This is a genomic window from Pseudomonas sp. PS01303 (genome assembly GCF_029959385.1).
In the GTDB taxonomy this organism is placed as follows: Bacteria; Pseudomonadota; Gammaproteobacteria; order Pseudomonadales; family Pseudomonadaceae; genus Aquipseudomonas; species Aquipseudomonas rustica.
In genome coordinates this window covers 65689-90190 of record NZ_JASCPK010000006.1, presented here as the reverse complement: position 1 = coordinate 90190, position 24502 = coordinate 65689, and the positions used below count along the sequence as shown (strand labels likewise).

18 protein-coding genes are annotated in these 24502 nt (G+C 58.9%); 6 read left to right on the top strand and 12 right to left on the bottom strand.

The annotated features are described in order from the left end of the window. Window positions 1-420 precede the first annotated feature (420 nt). From nirB to cobA, 4 genes are read left to right on the top strand one after another with little or no spacing between them, the layout of a single operon-like run. Window positions 421-2874, top strand: coding sequence for a nitrite reductase large subunit NirB (gene nirB / locus QMX93_RS04685; RefSeq protein WP_282353119.1), 2454 nt, complete (start codon window positions 421-423; stop codon window positions 2872-2874). Further along, window positions 2871-3188, top strand: a complete 318-nt coding sequence (gene nirD / locus QMX93_RS04680; RefSeq protein ID WP_053118721.1) for a nitrite reductase small subunit NirD — start codon at window positions 2871-2873, stop codon at window positions 3186-3188. Before nirB ends, nirD begins: the two co-directional genes overlap by 4 nt. After that, window positions 3188-5902 carry a nitrate reductase gene (locus QMX93_RS04675; RefSeq protein WP_282353116.1) on the top strand — a complete coding sequence of 905 codons (2715 nt, stop codon included), beginning with the start codon at window positions 3188-3190 and terminating at the stop codon, window positions 5900-5902. The genes nirD and QMX93_RS04675 overlap by 1 nt, the downstream gene beginning before the upstream one ends. 14 nt (window positions 5903-5916) lie before the next feature. Beyond that, window positions 5917-6684, top strand: coding sequence for a uroporphyrinogen-III C-methyltransferase (cobA, locus tag QMX93_RS04670; RefSeq protein ID WP_282353115.1), 768 nt, complete (start codon window positions 5917-5919; stop codon window positions 6682-6684). Between the two features lie 143 nt (window positions 6685-6827). Here the strand turns inward: cobA and QMX93_RS04665 are convergent, their stop codons facing one another. The 8 genes from QMX93_RS04665 to ppsA all read right to left on the bottom strand — a co-directional run bounded on the left by QMX93_RS04665 (window position 6828) and on the right by ppsA (window position 15077). Further along, the gene (locus QMX93_RS04665) at window positions 6828-7862 is read right to left on the bottom strand and encodes an OmpA family protein (protein WP_053118716.1); all 1035 of its coding nucleotides are present in this window, start codon (window positions 7860-7862) and stop codon (window positions 6828-6830) included. A gap of 107 nt (window positions 7863-7969) precedes the next feature. Beyond that, on the bottom strand, window positions 7970-8560 hold the full coding sequence (sigX, locus tag QMX93_RS04660) for an RNA polymerase sigma factor SigX (RefSeq protein ID WP_053118714.1): 591 nt from the start codon (window positions 8558-8560) through the stop codon (window positions 7970-7972). 90 nt (window positions 8561-8650) lie between these two features. Further along, on the bottom strand, window positions 8651-9475 hold the full coding sequence (locus QMX93_RS04655; RefSeq protein ID WP_007916401.1) for a mechanosensitive ion channel domain-containing protein: 825 nt from the start codon (window positions 9473-9475) through the stop codon (window positions 8651-8653). A 2-nt stretch (window positions 9476-9477) separates the two neighbouring features. Beyond that, window positions 9478-9726 (bottom strand): hypothetical protein, encoded by a 249-nt coding sequence (locus tag QMX93_RS04650; RefSeq protein ID WP_053118712.1) that lies wholly within the window; start codon window positions 9724-9726, stop codon window positions 9478-9480. Between the two features lie 63 nt (window positions 9727-9789). Beyond that, window positions 9790-10785, bottom strand: coding sequence for a zinc transporter ZntB (locus QMX93_RS04645; protein WP_053118710.1), 996 nt, complete (start codon window positions 10783-10785; stop codon window positions 9790-9792). Between the two features lie 21 nt (window positions 10786-10806). After that, on the bottom strand, window positions 10807-11298 hold the full coding sequence (gene rraA / locus QMX93_RS04640; protein ID WP_282353114.1) for a ribonuclease E activity regulator RraA: 492 nt from the start codon (window positions 11296-11298) through the stop codon (window positions 10807-10809). 226 nt (window positions 11299-11524) lie between these two features. Further along, window positions 11525-12514 carry an alpha/beta fold hydrolase gene (locus QMX93_RS04635; protein ID WP_282353113.1) on the bottom strand — a complete coding sequence of 330 codons (990 nt, stop codon included), beginning with the start codon at window positions 12512-12514 and terminating at the stop codon, window positions 11525-11527. 187 nt (window positions 12515-12701) lie between these two features. Continuing rightward, window positions 12702-15077 carry a phosphoenolpyruvate synthase gene (gene ppsA / locus QMX93_RS04630; RefSeq protein ID WP_159815422.1) on the bottom strand — a complete coding sequence of 792 codons (2376 nt, stop codon included), beginning with the start codon at window positions 15075-15077 and terminating at the stop codon, window positions 12702-12704. Between the two features lie 174 nt (window positions 15078-15251). Here ppsA and QMX93_RS04625 point away from each other — a divergent pair, with 174 nt between their 5' ends. Beyond that, on the top strand, window positions 15252-16070 hold the full coding sequence (locus tag QMX93_RS04625) for a pyruvate, water dikinase regulatory protein (RefSeq protein ID WP_053118702.1): 819 nt from the start codon (window positions 15252-15254) through the stop codon (window positions 16068-16070). 97 nt (window positions 16071-16167) lie between these two features. On the opposite strand, the gene QMX93_RS04620 is transcribed toward QMX93_RS04625, so the two are convergent. Then, window positions 16168-17577: a PLP-dependent aminotransferase family protein gene (locus QMX93_RS04620; RefSeq protein WP_282353111.1), complete on the bottom strand. Its 1410-nt coding sequence runs from the start codon at window positions 17575-17577 to the stop codon at window positions 16168-16170. A 90-nt stretch (window positions 17578-17667) separates the two neighbouring features. On the opposite strand from QMX93_RS04620, the gene QMX93_RS04615 reads away from it, so the two are divergent. After that, window positions 17668-18606 carry an EamA family transporter gene (locus tag QMX93_RS04615; RefSeq protein WP_282353110.1) on the top strand — a complete coding sequence of 313 codons (939 nt, stop codon included), beginning with the start codon at window positions 17668-17670 and terminating at the stop codon, window positions 18604-18606. Window positions 18607-18704: 98 nt separating this feature from the next. Here QMX93_RS04615 and prpD read toward each other — a convergent pair whose 3' ends face one another. From prpD to acnD, 3 genes are all read right to left on the bottom strand, one after another. Next, window positions 18705-20189: a 2-methylcitrate dehydratase gene (prpD, locus tag QMX93_RS04610; protein ID WP_282353108.1), complete on the bottom strand. Its 1485-nt coding sequence runs from the start codon at window positions 20187-20189 to the stop codon at window positions 18705-18707. A gap of 358 nt (window positions 20190-20547) precedes the next feature. Beyond that, entirely contained in the window at window positions 20548-21738 is a 1191-nt protein-coding gene (gene prpF, locus QMX93_RS04605; RefSeq protein ID WP_282353106.1) for a 2-methylaconitate cis-trans isomerase PrpF, read from the bottom strand. A gap of 54 nt (window positions 21739-21792) precedes the next feature. After that, window positions 21793-24387 carry a Fe/S-dependent 2-methylisocitrate dehydratase AcnD gene (gene acnD / locus QMX93_RS04600; RefSeq protein WP_282353104.1) on the bottom strand — a complete coding sequence of 865 codons (2595 nt, stop codon included), beginning with the start codon at window positions 24385-24387 and terminating at the stop codon, window positions 21793-21795. Window positions 24388-24502: the final 115 nt, after the last annotated feature.

The following is a 24502-nucleotide window of genomic DNA, read 5'->3' as shown; positions in this document are numbered from 1 at the left end:
TCATCACTGACACCGCGTCGCGGCCATCGCGAGCAGGCTCACTCCTACAATTTGAAATGCGTTCCCCTGTAGGAGTGAGCCTGCTCGCGATGACGTCAGCCCAATCACCAAAAATCCACCCGCCTGAGCGCCCCACGAACGAGCAACCCGCCTCGATTCAGTGCAGAAAATCACCCTCAAAACCCGCGCCCCCCAATAAACCCGCCCCCACCGCCACTTGGCACAACCACTGCATTACCCCACCCAACACACATAAAGCCCAACCTTCAACGACGAAGGCTGCGCTTCCCGAGAGAACGGGACCAGGACAAAGGCGTCCTCGCTAGGCAACTAGCGGGACGCCTTTTTTTGTTTGCGCAAAATTTCTCGAGCACGGCCTGTTGCCCACAAGAGGCCAGCCGCAGCTCCCCGGAGAACCTGATGAAAAAACTCAAACTGGTGATGATCGGTAATGGCATGGCCGGGGTTCGAACCCTCGAAGAGCTGCTCAAACTGAGCAATGAGCTGTACGACATCACCGTCTTCGGCGCCGAACCGCACACCAACTACAACCGCATCCTGCTCTCGCCGGTGCTGGCCGGTGAGCAGACCTTCGAGGAGATCGTCCTCAACGACCTCGACTGGTACCTGGAAAACCACATCAAGTTGTTGCTCAACCGCAAAGTGGTGGAGATCGACCGAGTCAAACGTCGAGTGATCGCCGACGACGGCACCGAGGCCGAATACGATCGCCTGCTGATCGCCACTGGCTCGACGCCGTTCATTTTGCCGATCCCGGGCAACACCCTGCACGGCGTGATCGGTTACCGCGACATCGCCGATACCCAGGCGATGATCAACACGGCAAAAACCCACAAGCACGCGGTCGTCATCGGTGGCGGTTTACTCGGTCTCGAAGCCGCCAACGGCTTGATGCTGCGCGGCATGCACGTCACCGTGGTGCACATCGGTGAGTGGCTGCTTGAACGGCAACTGGACAAAACCAGTGGCCAGTTGCTGCAAAGCGCCCTCGAATCCCGTGGCCTGAACTTCCGTCTGTGCGAACAAACCCACGCCCTGCACGACGCCGGCAACGGTCGGGTCGGCTCGGTGCAATTCAAGAACGGCGACATCATCCCCGCCGATCTGGTGGTGATGGCTGCGGGCATTCGTCCCAACACCGAACTCGCGGAAAAGGCCGGCATCCCGTGCAATCGCGGGATCCTGGTCAACGACACCCTGCAAACCTACGACCCGCGCATCTATGCGATCGGCGAGTGCGCCAGCCATCGTGGCATCGCTTATGGCCTGGTTGCGCCGCTGTTCGAACAGGCCAAGGTCTGCGCCAACCACCTCGCCCAACTGGGGTTCGCCCGTTATCAGGGCTCGGTGACTTCGACCAAATTGAAAGTCACCGGCATCGACCTGTTTTCCGCCGGCGACTTCATGGGCGGCGAAGGCACCGAGACCATCACCCTCTCCGACCCGATCGGCGGCGTGTACAAAAAACTGGTGATCAAGGATGACGTGCTGGTCGGCGCCTGTCTGTACGGCGATACGGCAGATGGCGGTTGGTATTTCCGACAGATTCGTGAGAATCACGCCATCGGCGAGATCCGCGATCACCTGATGTTTGGCGAAAATGCTTTGGGCGACGTAGGACATCAGGGCCAGGACAAAGCCATGGTCATGGCTGACACCGCCGAAGTCTGCGGCTGCAACGGTGTGTGCAAAGGCACCATCGTCAAAGCGATTCAGGAACACGGCCTGTTCAGCGTGGATGAAGTGAAGAAACACACCAAAGCCGCCAGCTCCTGCGGCTCCTGCGCCGGACTGGTCGAGCAGATCCTGATCAACACCGTCGGCGGCGCGGCAGACGTCAAACCGAAAAGCGAAAAAGCCATCTGCGGTTGCAGCGACCTTAACCACGGACAGATCCGCCAGGCCATTCGCGAGCAACACCTGCTGACCATCGCCGGCACCATGAGTTACCTCAACTGGCGCACGCCGAACGGCTGCGCGACCTGCCGTCCGGCGCTCAACTATTACCTGATTTCCACCTGGCCCGGCGAAGCCAAGGACGACCCGCAATCGCGCCTGATCAACGAACGTGCGCACGCCAACATCCAGAAGGACGGCACCTATTCGGTGGTGCCACGGATGTGGGGCGGCGTGACCAATCCTTCGGAATTGCGGCGGATAGCCGACGTCGCCGACAAGTACAACGTGCCGATGGTCAAGGTCACCGGCGGGCAGCGCATCGATTTACTCGGCATCAAAAAGCAGGACTTGCCCGGTGTCTGGAAGGATCTCGACATGCCTTCCGGCCATGCCTACGGCAAATCCATTCGCACGGTGAAGACCTGCGTCGGCAGTGAGTTCTGCCGTTTCGGTACACAGAATTCGACGCAGCTGGGCATTGAGCTTGAGCATGACCTGTTCAACATGTGGTCGCCGCACAAAGTGAAACTGGCTGTCTCCGGATGCCCACGCAACTGCTCGGAAGCGGGGATCAAGGACGTAGGAATTATCGGCGTGGATTCCGGATGGGAGATGTACATCGGTGGCAACGGCGGGATCAAAACCGAGGTCGCCGAATTCTTCGTCAAGCTGAAAACCGCCGAAGAAGTCCGCGAATACAACGGTGCCTTCCTGCAGTTGTATCGCGAAGAAGCCTTCTACCTCGAACGCACCGTGCACTACCTGCAACGGGTCGGCATGGAGCACATCAAGAAAGCCGTGCTGGAAGACCCGGAGCGCCGCAAAGCCTTGAACGAGCGCCTGCAATTTTCCCTGTCGTTCGAGCAGGATCCGTGGAAAGAACGTCTGGCCGAGCCGCAATTGAAGAAAGAATTCGACGTGATCCCGGTGAAAAATCTGGAGGTGCCAGCATGAACTGGCTCGATATCTGTGCCCTTGAAGAAATCAACGCCCTCGGTTCGCGGATCATTGCCGGGCCGAAAGGTGACATCGCGATTTTTCGCACAAGCGACGACGAAGTTTTCGCCCTCGACGACCGCTGCCCGCACAAGGGCGGACCACTCTCGCAAGGCCTGATCTACGGCAAACGCGTCGCCTGCCCGCTGCACAACTGGCAGATCGACCTTGAATCCGGCGAAGCTCAGGCACCGGACATCGGCTGCGCGCACCATCACCCGGCGCGGGTCGAGAACGGTCGTGTGCAGTTGGCTCTGCGGGACGCCATCTGATGAGCCGCCAGACGACCGCCTCGACCTGCTGTTATTGCGGGGTCGGCTGCGGCGTGCTGATCGAGCATGACGGCGAGCGCATCCTCGGCGTCAGCGGCGATCCGGCGCATCCGGCCAACTTCGGCAAACTGTGCAGTAAAGGCTCGACGCTGCACCTGACCGGCGACCTCGCGGCCCGTGCCCTGTACCCGGAATTACGCCTGGGCAAAGGTCTGGCGCGCAGCCGCACCGATTGGGACACGGCGCTGGAACACGCCGCCAATGTCTTTGCCGAAACCATCGCCGAACACGGCCCGGACAGTGTGGCGTTTTACATCTCCGGGCAATTGCTCACCGAGGATTACTACGCCTTCAACAAACTGGCGCGGGCCTTGGTTAGCACCAACAACATCGACAGCAATTCGCGACTGTGCATGTCTTCGGCAGTGGTCGGCTACAAGCGCAGCCTCGGCGCCGATGCGCCGCCGTGCAGTTATGAGGATCTGGAGCTTAGCGATTGCGTGATGATCGTCGGCAGTAACATGGCCTACGCCCATCCGGTACTTTTCCGTCGACTGGAAGAGGCGAAATCCCTGCGTCCACAGATGAAAGTCATCGTCATCGATCCACGGCGCACCGACACCTGCGACCTCGCGGATCTGCACCTGGCGATTCTGCCGGGCACCGATGTCGCTTTATTCCATGGGATTTTGCACCTGTTGTTGTGGGAAGACTGGATCGACCGCGACTTCATCAAGGCACACACCGATGGCCTGGCCGAACTGAAAAGTCTGGTGCGCGATTACACCCCGCAAATGGTTTCGCAGCTGTGCGGGATCAGTGTCGAGCAATTGCAGCAATGTGCGGAATGGGTCGGCACGTCGCCGAGTTTTCTGTCGTTATGGTGCATGGGTTTGAACCAGTCCACCGCCGGCAGCGCGAAGAACAGCGCACTGATCAATCTGCACCTGGCCACCGGACAAATCGGCCGTCCGGGTGCAGGGCCTTTCTCTCTGACCGGTCAGCCGAATGCCATGGGCGGACGGGAAACCGGCAGCCTGTCCAATCTGTTGCCGGGCCATCGTGATGCCGCCAACCCTGAGCACCGCGCCGAAGTGGCGGCTTACTGGGACGTGGATCAATTGCCAGACAGCACCGGCCTCAGCGCCATCGAACTGTTCGAGCAGGTGCGCAACGGCAAGATCAAAGCACTGTGGATTGCTTGTACCAACCCTGCGCAATCCATGCCCGATCAAAGCTCGGTGCGTGCAGCGCTTGAAGCCTGCCCATTCGTGGTGTTGCAGGAAGCTTTTCGCACCACCGAGACGGCGGCTTTCGCCGACCTGCTGTTGCCGGCCGCCAGTTGGGGCGAGAAGGAAGGTTCGGTTACCAACTCCGAACGGCGCATTTCCCACGTACGCAAAGCCATTCTCCCACCCGGTGAAGCACGACCGGACTGGGCGATCACGGTGGATTTCGCACAGCGTCTGGAGAAACGTCTGCGCCCACAAGCATCGAGCCTGTTTGCCTTCACACAGCCTGCGCAGTTGTTCGATGAGTTCAAAGGGCTGACCCGTGGTCGTGATCTGGATTTATCCGGAATCAGCCATGCCTTGATCGACCAGATCGGCCCGCAACAATGGCCCTTCCCCGTCGGCGCGCAGCAAGGCACAGCGCGGCTGTACGTCGACGGTATTTTTCCTACGGCAAATGGTCGAGCGCAATTCATCTCCGACCCGTATCGCGCCGCCAAGGAACAACGTGATGCACGCTTCCCCTTGACGCTGATCACCGGGCGCCTGCGCGATCAGTGGCACGGCATGAGTCGCACGGGTACGGCAGCGCAGTTGTTCGGTCATGTCAGCGAAGCGGTGTTGAGTTTGCACCCCGACGAATTGCGTCGGCATCGCTTGCAGCCGGGTGATCTGATCAATCTGAAAAGTCGGCGTGGCGCGTTGATCGTCGCGGTCGGTAGCGATGACAGTGTGCGTCCGGGCCAGGCCTTTCTACCGATGCACTGGGGCGATCGCTTTCTCAAGGGCGGCGTCAACAACCTGACCTTGCCGGCGTTCGATCCTTTGTCGAAACAACCGGAACTGAAACACAGCGGCGTGCGCCTGGAAGCGGTGAATCTGCCGTGGCAACTGTTCGCACTCATCGAAGGCAATGTTCAACAGCATTTCGAGACGCTACGACCACTCTGTGAGGCGTTTTCCTACGTGAGTCTCAGCCTTGTCGGACGTGAACGATCGGCGCTGCTGATACGCGCTGCCAGCAGCGAAGCACCGGATCCACAGTTGCTGGGCGAAATCGACCGCTGCCTGTCGCTGATCGATGGCCCGGTGCTGGCCTATGACGACCCACGCCGTGCGATCGGCAAACGCGTGCGTATCGAGAACGGCCGGATCACCGCAATTCGTCTGGCCGGCGAAACCCTCGCCCAGCATTGGTTGCAAGGCCTGTGGCTGGAAGGTCGCGCCGACGAGCAACTGCGCCGCTGGCTGCTCGCACCAATGAGTGCGCCACCGGGTAATGCCGGAGCACCAATGATGACGGCGAAAACGGTGTGTAACTGCAAAAACGTCAGCCTCGAAGCAGTGTGCACCGGCATTCGCCAAGGTCTCGATCTGCAAGGTTTGAAAAATCAACTGGGGTGCGGCACGCAATGCGGTTCCTGCGTCCCGGAAATAAAACGCCTGCTGGCTGCCAATGTGCAGCCGGTCGCGCTCATCTGATGAGGAAAGATTCCATGAATGCAAAAGTCTGGTTGGTGGGCGCTGGCCCCGGCGATCCTGAATTGCTGACCCTCAAAGCCGTGCGCGCGTTACGCGAAGCCGATGTGGTGCTGATCGATGATCTGGTCAATGACGCGGTGCTGGAACACTGCCCGGACGCGCGGATTATCGCCGTGGGGAAACGCGGCGGCTGCCGTTCTACGCCGCAGGCCTTTATCCATCGCTTGATGCTGCGCTATGCCCGTCACGGCAAATGCGTGGTGCGGCTCAAGGGCGGCGATCCGTGCATTTTCGGCCGTGGCGGCGAAGAGGCGCAGTGGCTGCGTGAGCGTGGTGTTGAGGTGGAATTGGTTAACGGCATCACCGCCGGGCTGGCCGGTGCGACTCAGTGCGACATCCCGCTGACGCTGCGCGGTGTCGCGCGTGGGGTAACGCTGGTGACGGCGCACACGCAAGATGACAGCGAGTTGAACTGGCAGGCGCTGGCGCAGGGCGGCACGACACTGGTGGTGTACATGGGCGTGGCCAAGCTCGACGAGATTCGTGATCAGCTATTGACCGGAGGAATGGCAGCGGATACGCCGGTGGCGATGATCGAAAACGCTTCACTGCCTCATCAACGTGAATGCCGGAGTGTTCTGACGGCAATGAGCGAAGCGGCCTACAGATTTCAATTGAAGAGCCCTGCGATACTGGTCATCGGCGCAGTGGCTGGGTACGCGGAGGATCAAAAGATCGCAGCCTGCGGCAGCTCCTACATTGAGCCTGCATGCGCCCTGTAGGAGCTGCCGAAGGCTGCGATCTTTTAAAGCCTGCATGCGCCCTGTAGGAGCTGCCGAAGGCTGCGATCTTTAAAACCTGAAACTCAAATCGCAGACAAAGAAAAGCCCGGCCTAAGCCGGGCTTTCCTCAGAGCGGCAGCTAATTACTTAGCTTGAGCTTCAACCTGCGCTTCTACGCGACGGTTTACAGCGCGGCCAGCGTCAGTTTTGTTGTCAGCAACTGGGCGGGATTCGCCGTAGCCAACAGACTGAACGCGGGACGATTCAACACCGTACTGGTTGGTCAGAACTTGCTTAACGGCGTTTGCACGACGCTCGGACAGTTTCTGGTTGTAAGCGTCAGGACCGACGGAGTCAGTGTGACCTTCAACAGTAGTGGTGGTGGATGGGTACTGCTTCATGAAGTCAGCCAGGTTCTTGATGTCGCCGTAGCTGTTGGTTTTAACAACAGATTTGTCGAAATCGAACTTAACGTCCAGCTCAACACGAACAACTTCAGCAACTGCTGGGCAGCCGTCAGCGTCAACAGTTACGTTGGCTGGGGTGTCCGGGCACTTGTCAACGTTGTCGCAAACGCCATCGTTGTCGCTGTCGGAGCAAACTTCAGCTGGTGCTGGAACTGGAGCAGCAGCAGGCTTGGAGCCGCCACCGAAGTTCACACCGATACCGACGCTTGGAGCCCACTCGGTGTCGCCTTTGTCGATGTTGTACTGAGCTTCAACGCCAGCACGGGCGTAGAAGTTGTCAGTGAAGTACAGCTTGGCGCCGCCACCAACGTTAGCGAAGGTCGAACGGTCACGGCTGTTCGAACCGTTCTGGTCGATGCTCTGGTCGGAGAAACCGGCCGAGACGTATGGACGCAGCATGTCGCCTGGGTTGTTGAAGTGGTACAGAGCGTCCAGAGCGGTGTTAGCGCCTTTAACGTTCTTGCCGTCGTCGGAACGCACGTTGTGCACTTCGTCGTAGCCCAGACGCAGTTCAACGTCGTCGGTCAGGAAGTAACCGATCGAACCGCCGAACAGGTTGCCGTTGTTCTTGAAGTTACGAGCGCTGTCGAATTGTTCTTTCTTAGCGAAGCCTTCGATTTCAACTGCGCCTTGGCCTTGTGCCAGAGCGCCGAACGAAGTGGCAGCAATAAGAGAACCAATGGCCAAGCCCAAGGTGTTTTTCAGTTTCATCCGTTAAATCCCCATCTGGTGATTGTGAAGCAGTCCCGCAAACCGGGGGACAACTCGGCGGCAAGTCTATCAGAACTTGCCTACACGTAAGAGATATTTGCGCTGAACTAAGTTTCAGCAATGCCTGCAAATTTCTCACGCAATTTATCTAGAGCACGTTTGTAACGCATTTTTGTCGCACTCAAACCCATGTGCATTATGTCTGCGATCTCCTGAAATTCCAGTTCTGCGACAAATCGTAGCACCAGAATTTCACGGTCAATCGGGTTCACATACACCAGCCAGCGATCGAGTCCGCCCTTCTCCTCGGGTTTTGGCATCTTTTCTTCAGACGCTTCTTCCAGGGGGTCAAGACTCAAAGCATCCATCAAGCGACGCTTTCGCCGTTCCTTCCGATACTGCGTGATGCATTCGTTGTAAGTGATGCTATATAGCCATGTCTTGAACTTCGATTTCCCCTCGAAGTTCTTCAGGCCATACAGCACCTTCAGCATCACTTCCTGACAGACATCGTCTGCGTCGCGATCGTTCCCAAGATATCTCGCACAGACGTTAAATAATGTTCGCTGGTAACGCCGCATCAGTTCTTCATAAGCGCGCGTCACGTGAAAAAGCTCGGTGTGCGAGCGCGCGACCAACTCCTCATCAGAGAGCTCGCGGGGGTCGTAGCGCGTGGATAGCGTTTGGGCTTTATTCAAAACAAGTCGTGCCGACAGTCAGGTCAATGTCCGCCGCAGCCAGCATCAGCTGGCATTTAGCGGCGGCATACATTAGCAGGGTTTGCCGGATTAGCGGCTACTCACATGCTGTTCCAGCAGGATCCGATTGGAAAGAGAGACTAGCTCACCCTCATCGGTCAGCAATGTGGTTTTAACCGTGCCGATCTCTTCGATCTGCCCTTCGACCTCGCCAACACGCACTTGTTGCCCAACCTGATACAACTCACGCACATAGATTCCCGCAAGAATCTGACCGGCAATTTCCCGGCTTCCCAAACCCATGGCCAGCGCAACCGCCAGACCAACGGTAATCAACACAATGACAATCACATGGTTCAGCAGGTCGGTCTTGACCTCAAGCTGACTGATCGCCACCGAGATGCTGATAATGATCACCAGCCCCTGCGCAATCCGCCCCAGCCCCGAAGCGTAGTCGAGGCCTACGCCTTCTGCCGCCCCGCGCACCAGGCCATTGGCCAATTGTGCGAGCAAAACACCGACCAGCAACACCAGCGCGGCACCGAATACCTTTGGCAAATACAGCGCCAGCATGTCCAGCGTAGCTGAAACTCGCTCAAGTCCAAGGGATTCTGCTGCAGAAACCAAAAATATCAGCAGAACGAACCAGTAAACGATTTTTCCGATCAGGGTCGAGATCGGTACTTGCAGGCCGGCACGCGACATCAACTTGGTCAGACCGGTACCGCCCATCAGGCGATCGAGGCCGAGTTTGGCCAGCAGTTTGGACAACAAGGTGTCGAGCAGTTTGGCCACGACGAAACCCAACAGCAGCACCACCAGTGCGCCGAACAGGTTCGGAATGAAGTTAGCGACTTTGGTCCACAACGCAGTCATTGCAGTGACGAGGCTCTGAGTCCAGAGATCAAGTTCCATATTCAATCAGCCTTATCAGCAGTGCGAGCGGTAGGTTTACGAAGACGGGAAACCGGCGAGACATGCGCCGATCCATTATTCAGGGCGATCATCAGCGCGGGCAGCCAGCGGCCCAGCAGGCTGAAAAGATCACCGGCACCGACCTGGCGGTTGGCGGTTTTGAGTACGCGGCCCAAGCACGCATCGTCGTCACGACCGGACGGTGAGGCGTTGAGCATGTCGCGCAAAGACTGTTCAAACGGATCGTGCATACGCACCTCTCGTGATGTCTGTGAAAGACGCGGGCAGATTTGGTCGGGTCACATGTTGCATGGTCACACCCAGCGCAATCGGCGGAACAACCACCACTGACCGAAGGCCAGGGCGAGCACCGTCAAACAGGCAATCAGGAAGCCATAAGGGCTGCTGGAGAACGGAATTCCGCCGACATTTATACCCAGCAGACCGGTGATAAAACTCATCGGCAAAAAGATGCAGGTGATGATGCCGAAGCGATACATCGTGCGATTCATGCGCTCGCTCAAACGCCGGTCTTCAGCCTCCAGCACCAGCCCCACGCGCTCCCGGGTCAATTCGAGCTCTTCGAGATATCGCGTCAGGCTGTTGTTCAATTCGTTCCAGTAGTCGGCATCATCTTCGACAAACCACGGCAGTTTTATCCGCGTGAGCTGTCCGAAAATATCCCGCTGCGGTGCAAGAAAACGCTTCAGTCCGGCAGCCCTGCGCCGGATGTGCAAAATCGCTCCGTGCTCGGGGGTATACCGTTCGTCGGCATCCATTTTTTCTTCTTCCTCATCGGCGATTTCCGAGAGGCAAGTGACCAGATCCTGCACCTTGTTGGTGAGGAATTGCGCCAGATAAAGGATGAGTTCAGAAGCGGTTTTCGGGCCTTTGCCGTCCGCCAATTGCGCCAGCAACTCATCCGTTGCACGCAGTGGACGCAAACGCAGGGAAATGACGCGCTGAGCTGAGGCGAAAATCCGCACCGAAACCATGTCTTCCGGCTCGGCGCCCGGATTGAGGTTGACCCCGCGCAAGAACAACAACAGCTCGGAATCCGGCAGTGGCAACAAACGCGGTCGGGTGTTTTCTTCCAGCAGCAGGTCGCAGGTGAATTCGTTGAGACCGCTGGATTTGCGCAACCAGGTCTGGGTTTGCGGATGGCTGCGATCCCAATGCAGCCACAGACTTTCATGCGCCTGCAGCTGCAAATCGTCGAGCTCAGTCCGGGCTATCGAACGCGCGCCGCCTTTACCGTCCAGCACGAGGGCATGCACCAGCCCCCATTGCGCGTTTTCTTCCTCGAACATCCGCATCCCTTTGTCGAAGCCTTATTCAGGCATTTTCAGCGGGCTCGGCGAGATGATCACGCCGTTGTTGTCCGCATAAATGTAGTGGCCCGGGTGGAACGTCACACCGGCGAAAGTCACCGGGACGTTGAGGTCGCCGAGGCCACGTTTTTCGGTTTTCATCGGGTGGCTGGCCAGCGCCTGCACGCCCAGATCGGTCTGCGCAATGACGTCGACGTCACGGATGCAACCGTAGATCACCAGCCCTTCCCAACCGTTCTTCGCGGCTTTCTCGGCGATCATGTCGCCCAGCAGCGCACGGCGTAGCGAACCGCCGCCATCCACGACCAATACTTTACCGTTGCCCTTGAGTTCGGCTTGTTCCTTGACCAGCGAGTTGTCTTCGAAACATTTGATGGTCACAATTTCGCCGCCGAACGAATCACGGCCACCGAAATTGCTGAACATCGGTTCCAGCACCTGCACCAGCTCCGGATAGGCGTCGCACAGGTCAGGCGTAAGGTAATGGTTCATCGAAAAACTCCTGTAAAAAGGAAGACGATCAAGGATGACGCACGCTATAGAGACGAGTTCCGGCGGCCGCTGTTTACCTTAGTCCATGCCATGGTCGCTGACTGAACCTGAACATACGCTGAAACGTAATAGCTAAACAGCCGCTAAAAATGACCAGAACCGCACAATGCGTCATATCTTAGCCGCAAGCCGACCTGAACGAAATGCCCTTTTCAGAGCCTCTGATTCAGACCGCAGCGGCCAGATCCGCCTTCTCGCCGAGCAACGGCGTCTGTTGATCCTTCAACCAACGCGCCACCAGCGGCCACACTTCAGCTTGCGCGGCTTTGCTCACCAACATTTCGACATGGCCGAAATTGTCGTTGAAACCCTGCTCGCGCCCAAGATTGATGAATTGTTTGTGCTCGGAGCCGAGCTGCTCGAACAGCTTGCGACACGCCCACGCCGGATCCTGATGGTCACCAGCGGCTGTCACCGCGAGCACCGGCACCTGAACCTCGGCCAATCCTGCCCACCAATCCTTGTCCTTGTCGCCAAAGCGGCCGAACAAGCCGTACCAGCGCATGTTCTCGATGGCCAGACCGATCGGCTCGTCTTCCGGGCCGCGCTTGAGGCGTGAGCCGGACAACTGCGCGAAACGCTTGAGAATAAAGCGCCCGCTCCACTCCACCGGCGGGATTTTCAGCGGCCAATACGTGCGACTGACCTGCGTGCCGAAAAACGCCGCAGAGGCAACTGCCGGCTCGCCGAGGTATTCACCCCCGAGCGCAGCGGCCAAGGTGATGCCGCCGAGTGAATGGCCGATCCAGTGCGGAACCTGACCGCTCTGCTCACGCACGAACGCGGCAATCGCCGGCAGATCGTATTTGGCATAGTCGGCAACGCGATTGCGCCGGTATTCCTCATTGCGCTGCGACAGGCCGTGACCGCGCATCTCTGGAATCCACACATCAAAACCCAGCCGCGTCAGATACGCGCCGAGTCCCAGGCCCTTCGGTGAAAACCAGAAGCGCCGATTGGAAAAGCTGCCGTGCAACAGAATCACCGGCACGCCACGGGGCGCCGTGTCGTCGGCCATGCCCAAACGGGTAACGGCGATCTCCACGGACCAGTCCGGGCTGTTGCCGGGTTTCAAACGATAAACATCTTCGCTCAGATCGCCGCGCCGCTCGGCGCTGATCAGTGCGACAGGAAATAGGTTGCTGCTGCTTTGCATAATGCTCTTGCACAAAAAAGGGCGGCATCTACAGGAGCCCGCCCTACTTCAATCTCAAAGCCCTGCCCTTTGTAGGAGTGAGCCTGCTCGCGAAAGCGGTGTATCCGTCGACATCGTTGTTGAATGTCAGTCCGTCTTCGCGAGCAAGCTCGGCTCCTACAAGGGGAGCGGGCCGCTTACATGCTCATTAAGCCTGCGCTTGACCTTCGGCCAGGAAGAACCAGGTTTCCAGCACGGAGTCCGGGTTCAGCGACACGCTTTCGATGCCCTGCTCCATCAGCCATTTGGCCAGATCCGGGTGGTCGGACGGGCCCTGACCGCAGATACCGATGTACTTGCCGGCCTTGTTGCACGCGGCGATCGCATTGGCCAGCAGCTTCTTGACCGCAGGATTACGCTCGTCGAACAGGTGCGCGATGATGCCCGAGTCGCGATCCAGACCCAGCGTCAGTTGAGTGAGGTCGTTGGAGCCGATCGAGAAGCCGTCGAAGAATTCGAGGAATTCTTCAGCGAGGATCGCGTTGGATGGCAGTTCACACATCATGATGATGCGCAGACCGTTTTCACCGCGCTTCAAGCCGTTTTCAGCCAGCAGGTCCACGACCTGGCTCGCTTCACCGAGGGTACGGACGAACGGCACCATGATTTCGACGTTGGTCAGGCCCATCTCGTTGCGCACACGCTTCAGCGCACGGCACTCGAGTTCGAAGCAATCGCGGAACGATTCGCTGATGTAACGCGACGCGCCACGGAAGCCCAGCATCGGGTTTTCTTCTTCCGGCTCGTAGAGCTTGCCGCCGATCAGGTTGGCGTATTCGTTCGACTTGAAGTCCGACAGGCGCACGATGACTTTTTTCGGCGTGAACGCTGCAGCGAGGGTGCTGATGCCTTCGACCAGTTTGTCGACGTAGAAGCCAACCGGATCGTCGTAACCGGCGATGCGCTTGTCGACGCTGTCTTTGATTTCCTGCGGCAGACCGTCGTAGTTCAACAGCGCTTTCGGGTGCACACCGATCATGCGGTTGATGATGAACTCCAGACGGGCCAGGCCCACACCGGCGTTCGGCAGTTGCGCGAAGTCGAAGGCGCGATCCGGGTTGCCGACGTTCATCATGATTTTGAACGGCAGCTCCGGCATGGCATCCACGGAGTTTTTCTTGATGTCGAAGCCCAGTTCGCCTTCGAAGATGTAACCGGTGTCGCCTTCAGCGCACGAAACGGTCACGCCCTGGCCATCCTTCAGCAGTTGGGTGGCGTTGCCGCAACCAACCACTGCCGGAATGCCCAGTTCACGGGCGATGATCGCCGCGTGGCAAGTACGGCCGCCACGGTTGGTGACGATGGCGCTGGCGCGCTTCATTACCGGTTCCCAGTCCGGGTCGGTCATGTCGGAAACCAGCACGTCGCCCGGCTGGACTTTATCCATTTCGGAAACGTCTTTGATGATGCGCACTTTACCGGCGCCGATGCGCTGGCCGATGGCGCGACCTTCAACCAGCACGGTGCCGGTTTCTTTCAACAGGTAACGTTCCATGACGTTGGCCTGAGTGCGGCTTTTCACGGTTTCCGGACGGGCCTGCACGATGTACAGCTTGCCGTCGTCACCGTCCTTGGCCCACTCGATGTCCATCGGGCACTGGTAGTGCTTTTCGATGATCATCGCTTGCTTGGCCAGTTCGCTGACTTCAGCGTCGGACAGGCAGAAACGCGCGCGGTCAGCCTTGTCGACGTCGATGGTCTTGACCGAACGACCGGCCTTGGCCTCGTCGCCGTAGATCATCTTGATCGCTTTGCTGCCCAGGTTGCGGCGCAGGATCGCCGGACGACCGGCTTCCAGCGTGCCCTTGTGGACATAGAATTCGTCCGGGTTCACCGCGCCTTGTACGACGGTTTCACCCAAGCCGTAGGCGCCGGTGATGAACACGACGTCACGGAAACCGGATTCGGTGTCGAGGGTGAACATCACGCCGGCAGTACCGGTTTCCGAACGCACCATGCGCTGCACGCCAGCCGACAGGGCGACCAGTTTGTGGTCGAAGCCCTGGTGCACGCGGTAGGAAATCGCACGGTCGTTGAACAGCGACGCGAACACCTCTTTGGCGGCGCGGATAACGTTTTCCACACCACGGATGTTCAGGAAGGTTTCCTGCTGACCGGCGAACGAAGCGTCCGGCAAGTCTTCGGCGGTGGCGGAAGAACGCACGGCCACGGCCACATCAGGGTTGCCGGCCGACAGCGCGGCGAACGCGGTGCGGATTTCGGCATTCAGTTTTTCAGGGAATTCGGCTTCCATGATCCATTGACGGATCTGTGCGCCGGTTTTGGCCAGGGCGTTGACGTCGTCGACGTCGAGCGCGTCGAGGGCCGCGTGGATCTGGTCGTTGAGGCCGCTCAGTTCGAGGAAATCACGATAGGCCTGAGCCGTCGTGGCGAAGCCGCCGGGGACCGAAACACCGGCGCCTGCCAGGTTACTGATCATCTCGCCCAGGGATGCGTTCTTGCCCCCCACATGCTCAACATCGTGTTTGCCGAGCTTATCGAGGGAAACTACGTACTCTACCAAGGTGATCTCTCCACTAACTGTGTTGGAAAAGCTCAGAAACCGGCTGCTCGGGGGAGCGTTGGCCGGTTGTATGGCCTGGACCTGGAAAATAAGTGAGAATGCTGGCCACTGGCGGCCAACAAATCGCGCCTATCATATCCAGAAATGCTCATTAGCTTAAGGCCCAAGGTGCAAATGAAACGATCTGCTTTCTTTATCTCCGATGGCACCGGCATTACTGCCGAAACCCTGGGTCAAAGCCTTCTGGCGCAGTTCGAAAACATTACCTTCAGCAAATTCACGCGACCGTACATCGACAGCGTTGAAAAAGCGCGGGCCATGGTACAACAAATCAACAAAGCCGCTGACACCGACGGCTTTCGCCCGATCATCTTTGACACCATCGTCAATCAGGACATTCGTGAGATTCTCGCGACGTCCAATGGTTTCATGATCGATATTTTCTCGACCTTCCTCGCCCCGCTTGAGCAGGAACTGACCGAGCATTCTTCCTACACCGTCGGTAAGTCGCATTCGATTGGCCACAACTCCAATTACATGGAGCGTATCGAGGCGGTGAACTTCGCCCTCGACAACGACGACGGTGCGCGCACGCACTATTACGACAAAGCCGATTTGATACTAGTGGGCGTGTCGCGCTGCGGTAAGACACCGACGTGTCTGTACATGGCCATGCAGTTCGGCATCCGCGCAGCCAACTATCCGCTGACCGAAGACGACATGGAGCGCTTGACCCTGCCCGCCGCCCTGCGTGCGCACCAGCACAAGCTGTTTGGCCTGACCATCGACCCGGATCGCCTCACCGCGATCCGCAACGAGCGCAAGCCCAACAGCCGCTATTCGAGTTATGCGCAGTGCGAATTTGAAGTGCGCGAAGTGGAGAACCTGTTCCGCCGCGAAAACATTCCGCACATCAATTCGACGCATTTTTCGGTGGAAGAGATTTCGGCGAAGATTCTGGTGGAGAAAGGCGTGGAGCGGCGGTTCAAGTAGATTTTTGGTGCCTGTCCGGACGCCTTCGCGAGCAAGCTTTGCTCCTACATTGGATTAGCGTGCCCTTGTAGGAGCAAAGCTTGCTCGCGAAGAACGATTACACGGTCTCGGTTAATGCCCGCGCCAGAGCCTCAAACCCACTGAGCAACAACCGATCATCCCCCACCGAATTACACACACTCACCCGAATACACTGCGGCACCGCCGCATGCCCGACCGCAAACGCCTCTGCGGTTGCCACCAGATAATTATTCTCCTTCAACTCCGCCGCAATCTGCGACGCCCGCCAGCCTTCCGGCACCTCGACCCAAAAATGCGGACTGTGGCTGTGCGTCTTGTAATTCAAGCCCTCCAGCGCCCCGACCACCAACGCCTTACGCCGGCCAATCTCGTCAATCTGCTCATCCAGCAAGCGCTCGGCCAAGCCGTTTTCGATCCACAGACTCGCCACCTCCATCGCCAGCGGATTGGCCATCCAGCATGTACCGCGAATGGCTGAACTCAAACGGCCGATCAACGCTTGCGGCGCATGCAGATAACCGACGCGCAATCCCGCCGAAACAGCCTTGCTCAAACTGCCGATCAACACCGAACGCTCCGGCGCGAAATAACTCAGCGGTAAAGGCCGCTGACGATCCAGCACGGCGTGGGCTTCGTCTTCGAGGATCAGCAGATTGTGCTGACGGCAGACCTCGGCAATCGCCTCGCGCCGTGGGACGGACATCACCGCCGCTGTAGGATTCTGGATGGTCGGCGTGCAATACAGCGCCGAAACGCGATGCTGACGGCAGATTTCCTCCAGCGCTGACGGTAAAAGCCCTTCGTCATCCATCGCCGCGCCGATCAGCTTTATCCCGAGCTGGCGAGCGACACTGAGCAATCCGGGGTAGGACAAATGCTCGGTCACCACCGTGTCGCCGGCCTTGAGCAAACCCATCAACGCACACAACAAACCGTGCTGGCCGCCGTTGACGCACAACACCTGATCGGCGTGCGGCACAAACGCGCCGTGCTGCAACCACACCGCTCCCGCCTGCCGATGCCGCGCCATGCCGCCTTCTGCGCTGTATCCAGTCAATTGCTGCAACACTCGCGAATCATTGGCCAATGCTTGCAGGCTCTGACTCATAAACGCCGCTTCCTGCCCCGGAATCGGCTGATTGCGGCTCATGTCGAAACAGGCGGGCGGCTCATCGCTGACATTGCGAAAGCCTTTGTCCTGCGGCCGTTCCATCCCTCTCTGACGCACGTAAGTGCCATCGCCTACACGGGCGACGACCAATCCCACACGCTCCAGCTCACCGTAGGCGCGGCTGATCGTACCGATGGTGACGCCGAGGCTATCAGCCAACAATCGGTGCGGCGGTAATTTGCAGCCAGCGTCGATCACGCCTTCAGCGATAGCCTTTTCCACTGCATCGGCGAGGCGCTGGTACTTCACGCCGATGCCGCTAGTGAGGCCATCACGGAGGATTGACACCATGGCAATACTTACTTTGACAGTCATTCGCGCCCCGAATAGCGTGCTGAAAACAGGTTCAATCAGGGATAGACCCTTTCTGTGACCAGGTCAATTCCGCCGCTCGGAGCACTCCGCATGTCGACCGTCGTCAGCACACCGATAAGCATTAGCAAACCCTGGCTTGCCGGGTTAATTACCAGCACGTTGTTTCTGATCGTCTGCCTGAGTTGGGGCACGACGTGGCTGGGGATCAAGATTGCTGTAGAAAGTGTGCCGCCACTGACCGCTGCCGGGCTGCGCTTTCTCATCGCATTTCCACTGTTTTTGAGTTTCGCGTTGCTGCGCAAAGAACCGTTGCTGTTCCCTCGGCAGAGCCGCTGGTTTTTTGTGTTCGTCACGCTGTCGTATTTCAGCCTGCCCTACTATTTGCTCAACTACGGCGAAATGCATGTCTCATCGGGCCTGACAGCGTTGCTGTTCAGCTGCATGCCAGTATTTATCCTGCTGTTTTCCGCGCTGTTTCTGCGCGAGAAAATCTACCCGTCGCAGATGCTCGGCATCGCCATCGGTTTTGGCAGTCTTTTCATGATTATTCGCAGTCAGGGTTTGCATCTGGATCAGGCCGAATGGCTGGGGGTGCTGGCGATTCTCTGCGCCGCCGTGATGCATGCGCTGTGCTACGTGGTGACGAAAAAACACGGCAGCGCGATCAGCGTGATCACCTACAACACGCTGCCGATCGGCATTGCCGGGGCGATGTTATTTATTGTCGGATTGACCGTCGAAACACCGGTATTCGAAAACATCACGGCACGCTCGTGGGGCGCGCTGTTCTACCTCGGGCTGGTGGCCTCGGTGGGCGGGTTTATCGTTTATTTTCTGCTGCTGAAACGCCTGAGCCCGATCATCCTGTCGTTCGTGTTTATCATTTTCCCGGTGTTCGCCGTGATCATCGGCGCCTGGTACGAGGGGCAAACCCTGTCCCGGGAGCTGATGGTCTATTCGGCGATTTTGTTGAGCGGGTTTGCCATCACCAAATTGCCCATCGAAAAATGGCGAAAATCGTCCGTGTAGGAGCTGCCGCAGGCTGCGATCTTTTGACGTTGATGTTTAAAAACAAGATCAAAAGATCGCAGCCTTCGGCAGCTCCTACAGGGAGCGGGTTTGTACCTTCAAATCACCAACAGGTCGACGAAGCGGTTTACCGGGGTGGACTCGAGTCGGGTTTGATCCTTGCACAGTGCGAAGATCTCGCCGCTGCGCTGACCGGTAAAACGCGTCGCCAGATTGGCTTTGAATTTGTCCTCGAGCAACGGAATGCCCTCTGCGCGGCGGCGACGATGGCCGATCGGGTATTCCACCACGACGTTTTCGCTGCTGCTGCCATCCTTGAAAAACACCTGCACGGCGTTGGCAATCGAGCGCTTGTCAGGCTCCAGGTATTCGCGGGTGAAACGCGGCTCTTCGACAATGACCATTTTCTCGCGCAGCACATCGATGATCGGGTGCGCCTTGTGGAAATCGTCTTCGTATTGCTCGGCGACCAGATTGCCGAACGCCAGTGGCACGGCGGTCATGTACTGGATGCAGTGGTCACGGTCAGCGGCATTGGCCAGCGGCCCGACTTTGGAAATGATGCGGATCGCCGATTCGTGAGTGGTGATGACGATGCGGTCGATTTCGTGCAGACGATTGCGCACTTGCGGGTGCAAGGTCACCGCCGCTTCGCAGGCCGTTTGCGCATGAAATTCGGCGGGGAAGCTGATCTTGAACAGGACGTTTTCCATCACGTAACTGCCGAACGCGCGCGAGAAACTGAAAGCGCGTTTATCTTCGGGTTTCAGCGCCAGATCGTTGTTGCTGTGGCTGAACAGCACGTCATAAAAGCCCCACTGTTTTGCCGTCAGCACGCCGGGAATGCCCATCTCGCCGCGCATGGCGATGTCGGCCAGGCGCACGCCACGACTCGACGCATCCCCCGCCGCCCAGGATTTTCGCGAGCCGGCGTTTGGCGCATGACGATAAGTGCGCAGCGCTTGGCCGTCGGCGAAAGCGTGGGACAACGCCGACAACAGTTGTTCGCGATTGGCGCCCATCAGTTTGGCGGTGACGGCGGTGGAGGCGACTTTCACCAGAATGACGTGATCAAGTCCTACGCGGTTGAAGGAGTTTTCCAGAGCGATCACGCCTTGAATCTCGTGGGCCATGATCATCGCTTCGAGCACATCGCGGATCGTCAGCGGCGCTTCAGCGTTGGCCACGCGTTTTTGCGAGAGATGATCGGCCACCGCGAGAATCGCGCCGAGGTTGTCCGACGGATGCCCCCATTCGGCGGCGAGCCAGGTGTCGTTGTAGTCGAGCCAGCGAACGATGCAACCGATGTCCCACGCGGCTTTGACCGGGTCGAGACGATAGGAAGTGCCGGGGACGCGTGCGCCAAACGGCACAACGGTGCCTTCGACGATCGGGCCGAGGTGTTTGGTGCATTCAGGGAAACGCAGCGCCAGCAGGCCGCAGCCTAACGTGTCCATCAGGCAATTGCGGGCGGTGTCGAGGGCTTCGGTGGATTCGGCTTTGAAGGTGAGGACGTAGTCGGCGATGTCCTGCAGGACACGGTCGTAGTCGGGGCGGTTGTTCAGGTCGACGTTGGCGCTCATTGCGGTTCTCCTGTGCGGGAATGATGAGTGGTGCGGTCTTCCTCAGGGCTTGGCTGGGTTGGTTGATTGCAGGTCTGGGATGCCTGCTTGATTTGCGTTTCTTCTGTGGGTGGCCCCTCACCCTAGCCCTCTCCCGAGGGAGAGGGGACTGATTGGGGGATGCTGTAGAGCTTCACCGACTTGAACGATCTGCGCTGAATCCATAATCGATCAGGCCAATGCACATCCTCAGACACATCGGTCAGCCGTGAGAATCCATAATCGACTCGATCTTTCAGGTCGATGTACATCTCCAGACACCTCGGTCGGCCCCCTCTCCTTCCGGGAGAGGGCTGGGGTGAGGGAAGAGGTTCGCTAGTCAGAAAGAATCTCCGGGGACGCGCACGTAGCCTTCCATCAGCACCCGAGCACTGCGGCTCATGATGGCTTTTTTGACGATCCACTCGCCGTTTTCCAGACTGGCTTCAGCACCAACGCGCAACGTCCCGGACGGATGCCCGAAGCGCACGGCATTGCGTTCAACGCCGCCCGCCGCAAGGTTCACCAAGGTGCCGGAAATAGCCGCCGCCGTACCAATCGCCACTGCCGCCGTGCCCATCATCGCGTGGTGCAACTTGCCCATCGACAACGCGCGCACCAGCAAATCGACATCTCCGGCGCCAATAGCTTTACCACTCGACGCCACATAATCTGCAGGCTTGGCAACAAACGCGACTTTCGGCGTGTGTTGCCGTTTTGCCGCTTCATCCAGATTGGCAATCAGGCCCATGCGCAGCGCGCCATACGCACGAATGGTCTCGAACATCTGCAATGCTTTCGGATCGCTGTTGATCGCGCCTTGCAGCTCGGTGCCGGTGTAACCGATGTCTTCGGCGTTGACGAAAATCGTCGGGATGCCGGCGTTGATCATCGTCGCTCTGAACGTGCCGACACCCGGCACTTCCAGCTCATCGATCAGGTTGCCGGTGGGGAACATCGAGCCACCGCCGCCCTCTTCTTCCGCCGCCGGGTCCATGAATTCAACCTGCACTTCAGCGGCCGGAAAGGTCACGCCGTCGAGTTCGAAGTCACCGGTTTCCTGCACTTCGCCGTTGGTGATCGGCACGTGGGCGATGATCGTCTTGCCGATGTTGGCCTGCCACACGCGCACCACCGCAACACCGTTGTGCGGAATGCGGCTGGCGTCGACCAGACCATTGCTGATGGCGAACGAGCCGACCGCTGCCGAGAGGTTGCCGCAGTTGCCGCTCCAGTCGACGAATGGCTTGTCGATGGAGACCTGGCCGAACAGGTAATCGACGTCGTGATCAGCCTTGAGGCTTTTCGACAGGATCACGGTTTTGCTGGTGCTTGAAGTGGCGCCGCCCATGCCGTCGATTTGCTTGTCGTACGGGTCGGGGCTGCCGATCACGCGCAGCAGCAGAGCGTCGCGAACCGGCCCGGGAATCTGCGCCGCTTCGGGCAAATCCTTGAGGCTGAAAAACACGCCTTTGCTGGTGCCGCCGCGCATGTAGGTGGCCGGGATCTTTATTTGTGGTGCGTGAGCCATGGTGCTCCTTATCCACAGGCGTGAGACCGAGATCTCACGCCTGCATCAGTAGATTTAAACGGCAACCGCCGACTCTTCAAGGAAGTCCTGAGCGAAGCGTTGCAACACGCCGCCGGCCTCGTAGATCGACACTTCTTCTGCGGTATCCAGACGGCAAGTCACCGGCACATCAACGCGCTCGCCGTTCTTACGATGGATCACCAGCGTCAGGTCCGCGCGCGGTTTGCGCTCGCCGATCACGTCATAGGTTTCGCTGCCGTCGATGGCCAAGGTGTGACGGTCGGTGCCTGCTTTGAACTCCAGCGGCAGCACGCCCATGCCCACCAGGTTGGTGCGGTGAATGCGTTCGAAACCTTCAGCGGCAATCGCCTCGACACCGGCCAGACGCACGCCTTTCGCCGCCCAGTCGCGGGACGAACCCTGACCGTAATCGGCGCCGGCGATGATGATCAGTGGCTGTTTGCGCTCCATGTAAGTTTCGATGGCTTCCCACATGCGCATGACCTTGCCTTCCGGTTCGACCCGCGCCAGCGAACCCTGTTTGACCTTGCCGTTTTCCACGACCATTTCGTTGAACAGTTTCGGGTTGGCGAAAGTCGCGCGCTGTGCGGTCAAGTGGTCGCCACGGTGCGTTGCGTAGGAGTTGAAGTCCTCTTCCGGCAGGCCCATTTTCGCCAGGTATTCACCGGCGGCGCTGTCGAGCATGATCGCGTTCGATGGCGACAGGTGATCGGTGGTGATGTTGTCGGGCAGCACCGCCAGCGGGCGCATGCCCTTCAGCGGACGTGCGCCGGCCAGCGCGCCTTCCCAGTACGGCGGACGGCGAATGTAGGTACTCATCTCGCGCCAGTCGTACAGCGGCGTGACTTTCGGGCCGGTGTCTTCGTGGACAGCGAACATCGGAATGTAGACCTGACGGAACTGCTCAGGCTTGACCGAAGATTTCACCACGGCGTCGATTTCTTCGTCGCTTGGCCAGATGTCTTTCAGGCGGATTTCCTTGCCGTCGACCACGCCCAACACATCTTTTTCGATGTCGAAACGGATGGTGCCGGCGATGGCGTACGCCACCACCAGCGGCGGCGAAGCGAGGAACGCTTGCTTGGCGTACGGGTGGATGCGGCCGTCGAAGTTGCGGTTGCCCGAGAGCACCGCAGTCGCATACAGATCGCGGTCGATGATCTCTTGCTGGATCACTGGATCCAGCGCGCCGGACATGCCATTGCACGTGGTGCAGGCGAAGGCGACGACGCCGAAACCGAGCTGCTCCAGTTCAGTGGTCAGCCCCGCTTCGTCGAGGTACAGCGCGACGGTTTTCGAACCCGGCGCCAGCGAGGATTTCACCCACGGTTTGCGGGTCAGGCCGAGCTTGTTGGCGTTGCGCGCGATCAGGCCAGCGGCGATGACGTTGCGCGGGTTGCTGGTGTTGGTGCAACTGGTGATGGCGGCGATGATCACCGCGCCGTCAGGCATTTGCCCGGGGACGTCTTCCCACTGACCGGAGATGCCTTTGGCTGCCAGATCCGAGGTCGCGACGCGAGCATGCGGGTTGCTCGGGCCGGCCATGTTGCGCACCACCGAGGACAAATCGAAAGTCAGACCGCGCTCGTATTGCGCGCCTTTCAGGTTGTCCGCCCAAAGGCCGGTGAGCTTGGCGTATTGCTCGACGAGCTGCACTTGCTGGTCTTCACGACCGGTGAGTTTCAGGTAATCGATGGTCTGCTGATCGATGTAGAACATCGCTGCGGTGGCGCCGTATTCCGGGGCCATGTTGGAGATGGTTGCGCGGTCGCCGAGGGTCAGCGCAGCGGCGCCTTCGCCGAAGAACTCCAGCCATGCGCCGACGACTTTCTGTTTGCGCAGGTATTCGGTCAGCGCCAGCACCATGTCGGTGGCGGTGATGCCCGGTTGCAGCTTGCCGGTCAGTTCAACACCGACGCTTTCCGGCAGACGCATCCACGACGCGCGACCGAGCATCACGCTCTCGGCTTCGAGGCCGCCGACACCGATGGCGATCACGCCCAAGGCATCAACGTGCGGGGTGTGGCTGTCGGTGCCAACGCAAGTGTCGGGGAACGCCACGCCTTCACGCACCTGGATCACCGGAGACATTTTCTCCAGGTTGATCTGGTGCATGATGCCGTTGCCCGGCGGGATCACGTCGACGTTCTTGAAGGCCTTTTTCGTCCAGTTGATGAAGTGGAAGCGGTCTTCGTTGCGCCGGTCTTCGATGGCGCGGTTTTTCTCGAACGCCTGAGCGTCGAAACCACCGGCTTCGACAGCCAGCGAATGGTCAACGATCAGTTGCGTCGGCACTACCGGGTTGACTTGCGCCGGGTCGCCACCCTGCAACGCGATCGCGTCGCGCAGACCTGCGAGGTCGACCAGCGCGGTCTGGCCGAGAATGTCGTGGCAGACCACACGCGCCGGAAACCACGGGAAATCGAGGTCGCGTTTGCGCTCGATCAGTTGCTTGAGCGAATCGGTGAGCGTGGCCGGGTCGCAGCGACGCACCAGGTTTTCCGCCAGCACGCGGGAGGTGTACGGCAGGGTGTCGTAACTGCCGGGCTGAATCGCTTCGACCGCCGCGCGGGCGTCGAAATAATCCAGAGGGCTGCCGGGCAGGGTTTTGCGGAATGCTGTGTTCATCGGGTCAGGACTCGGGGCACGGTGGTTGCAAAGGGTGATGCCTTCTTGCCGATCCCCCCTGTAGGAGCTGCCGAACGCTGCGATCTTTTGATCTTTTTTTTCAAGATCAAGATCA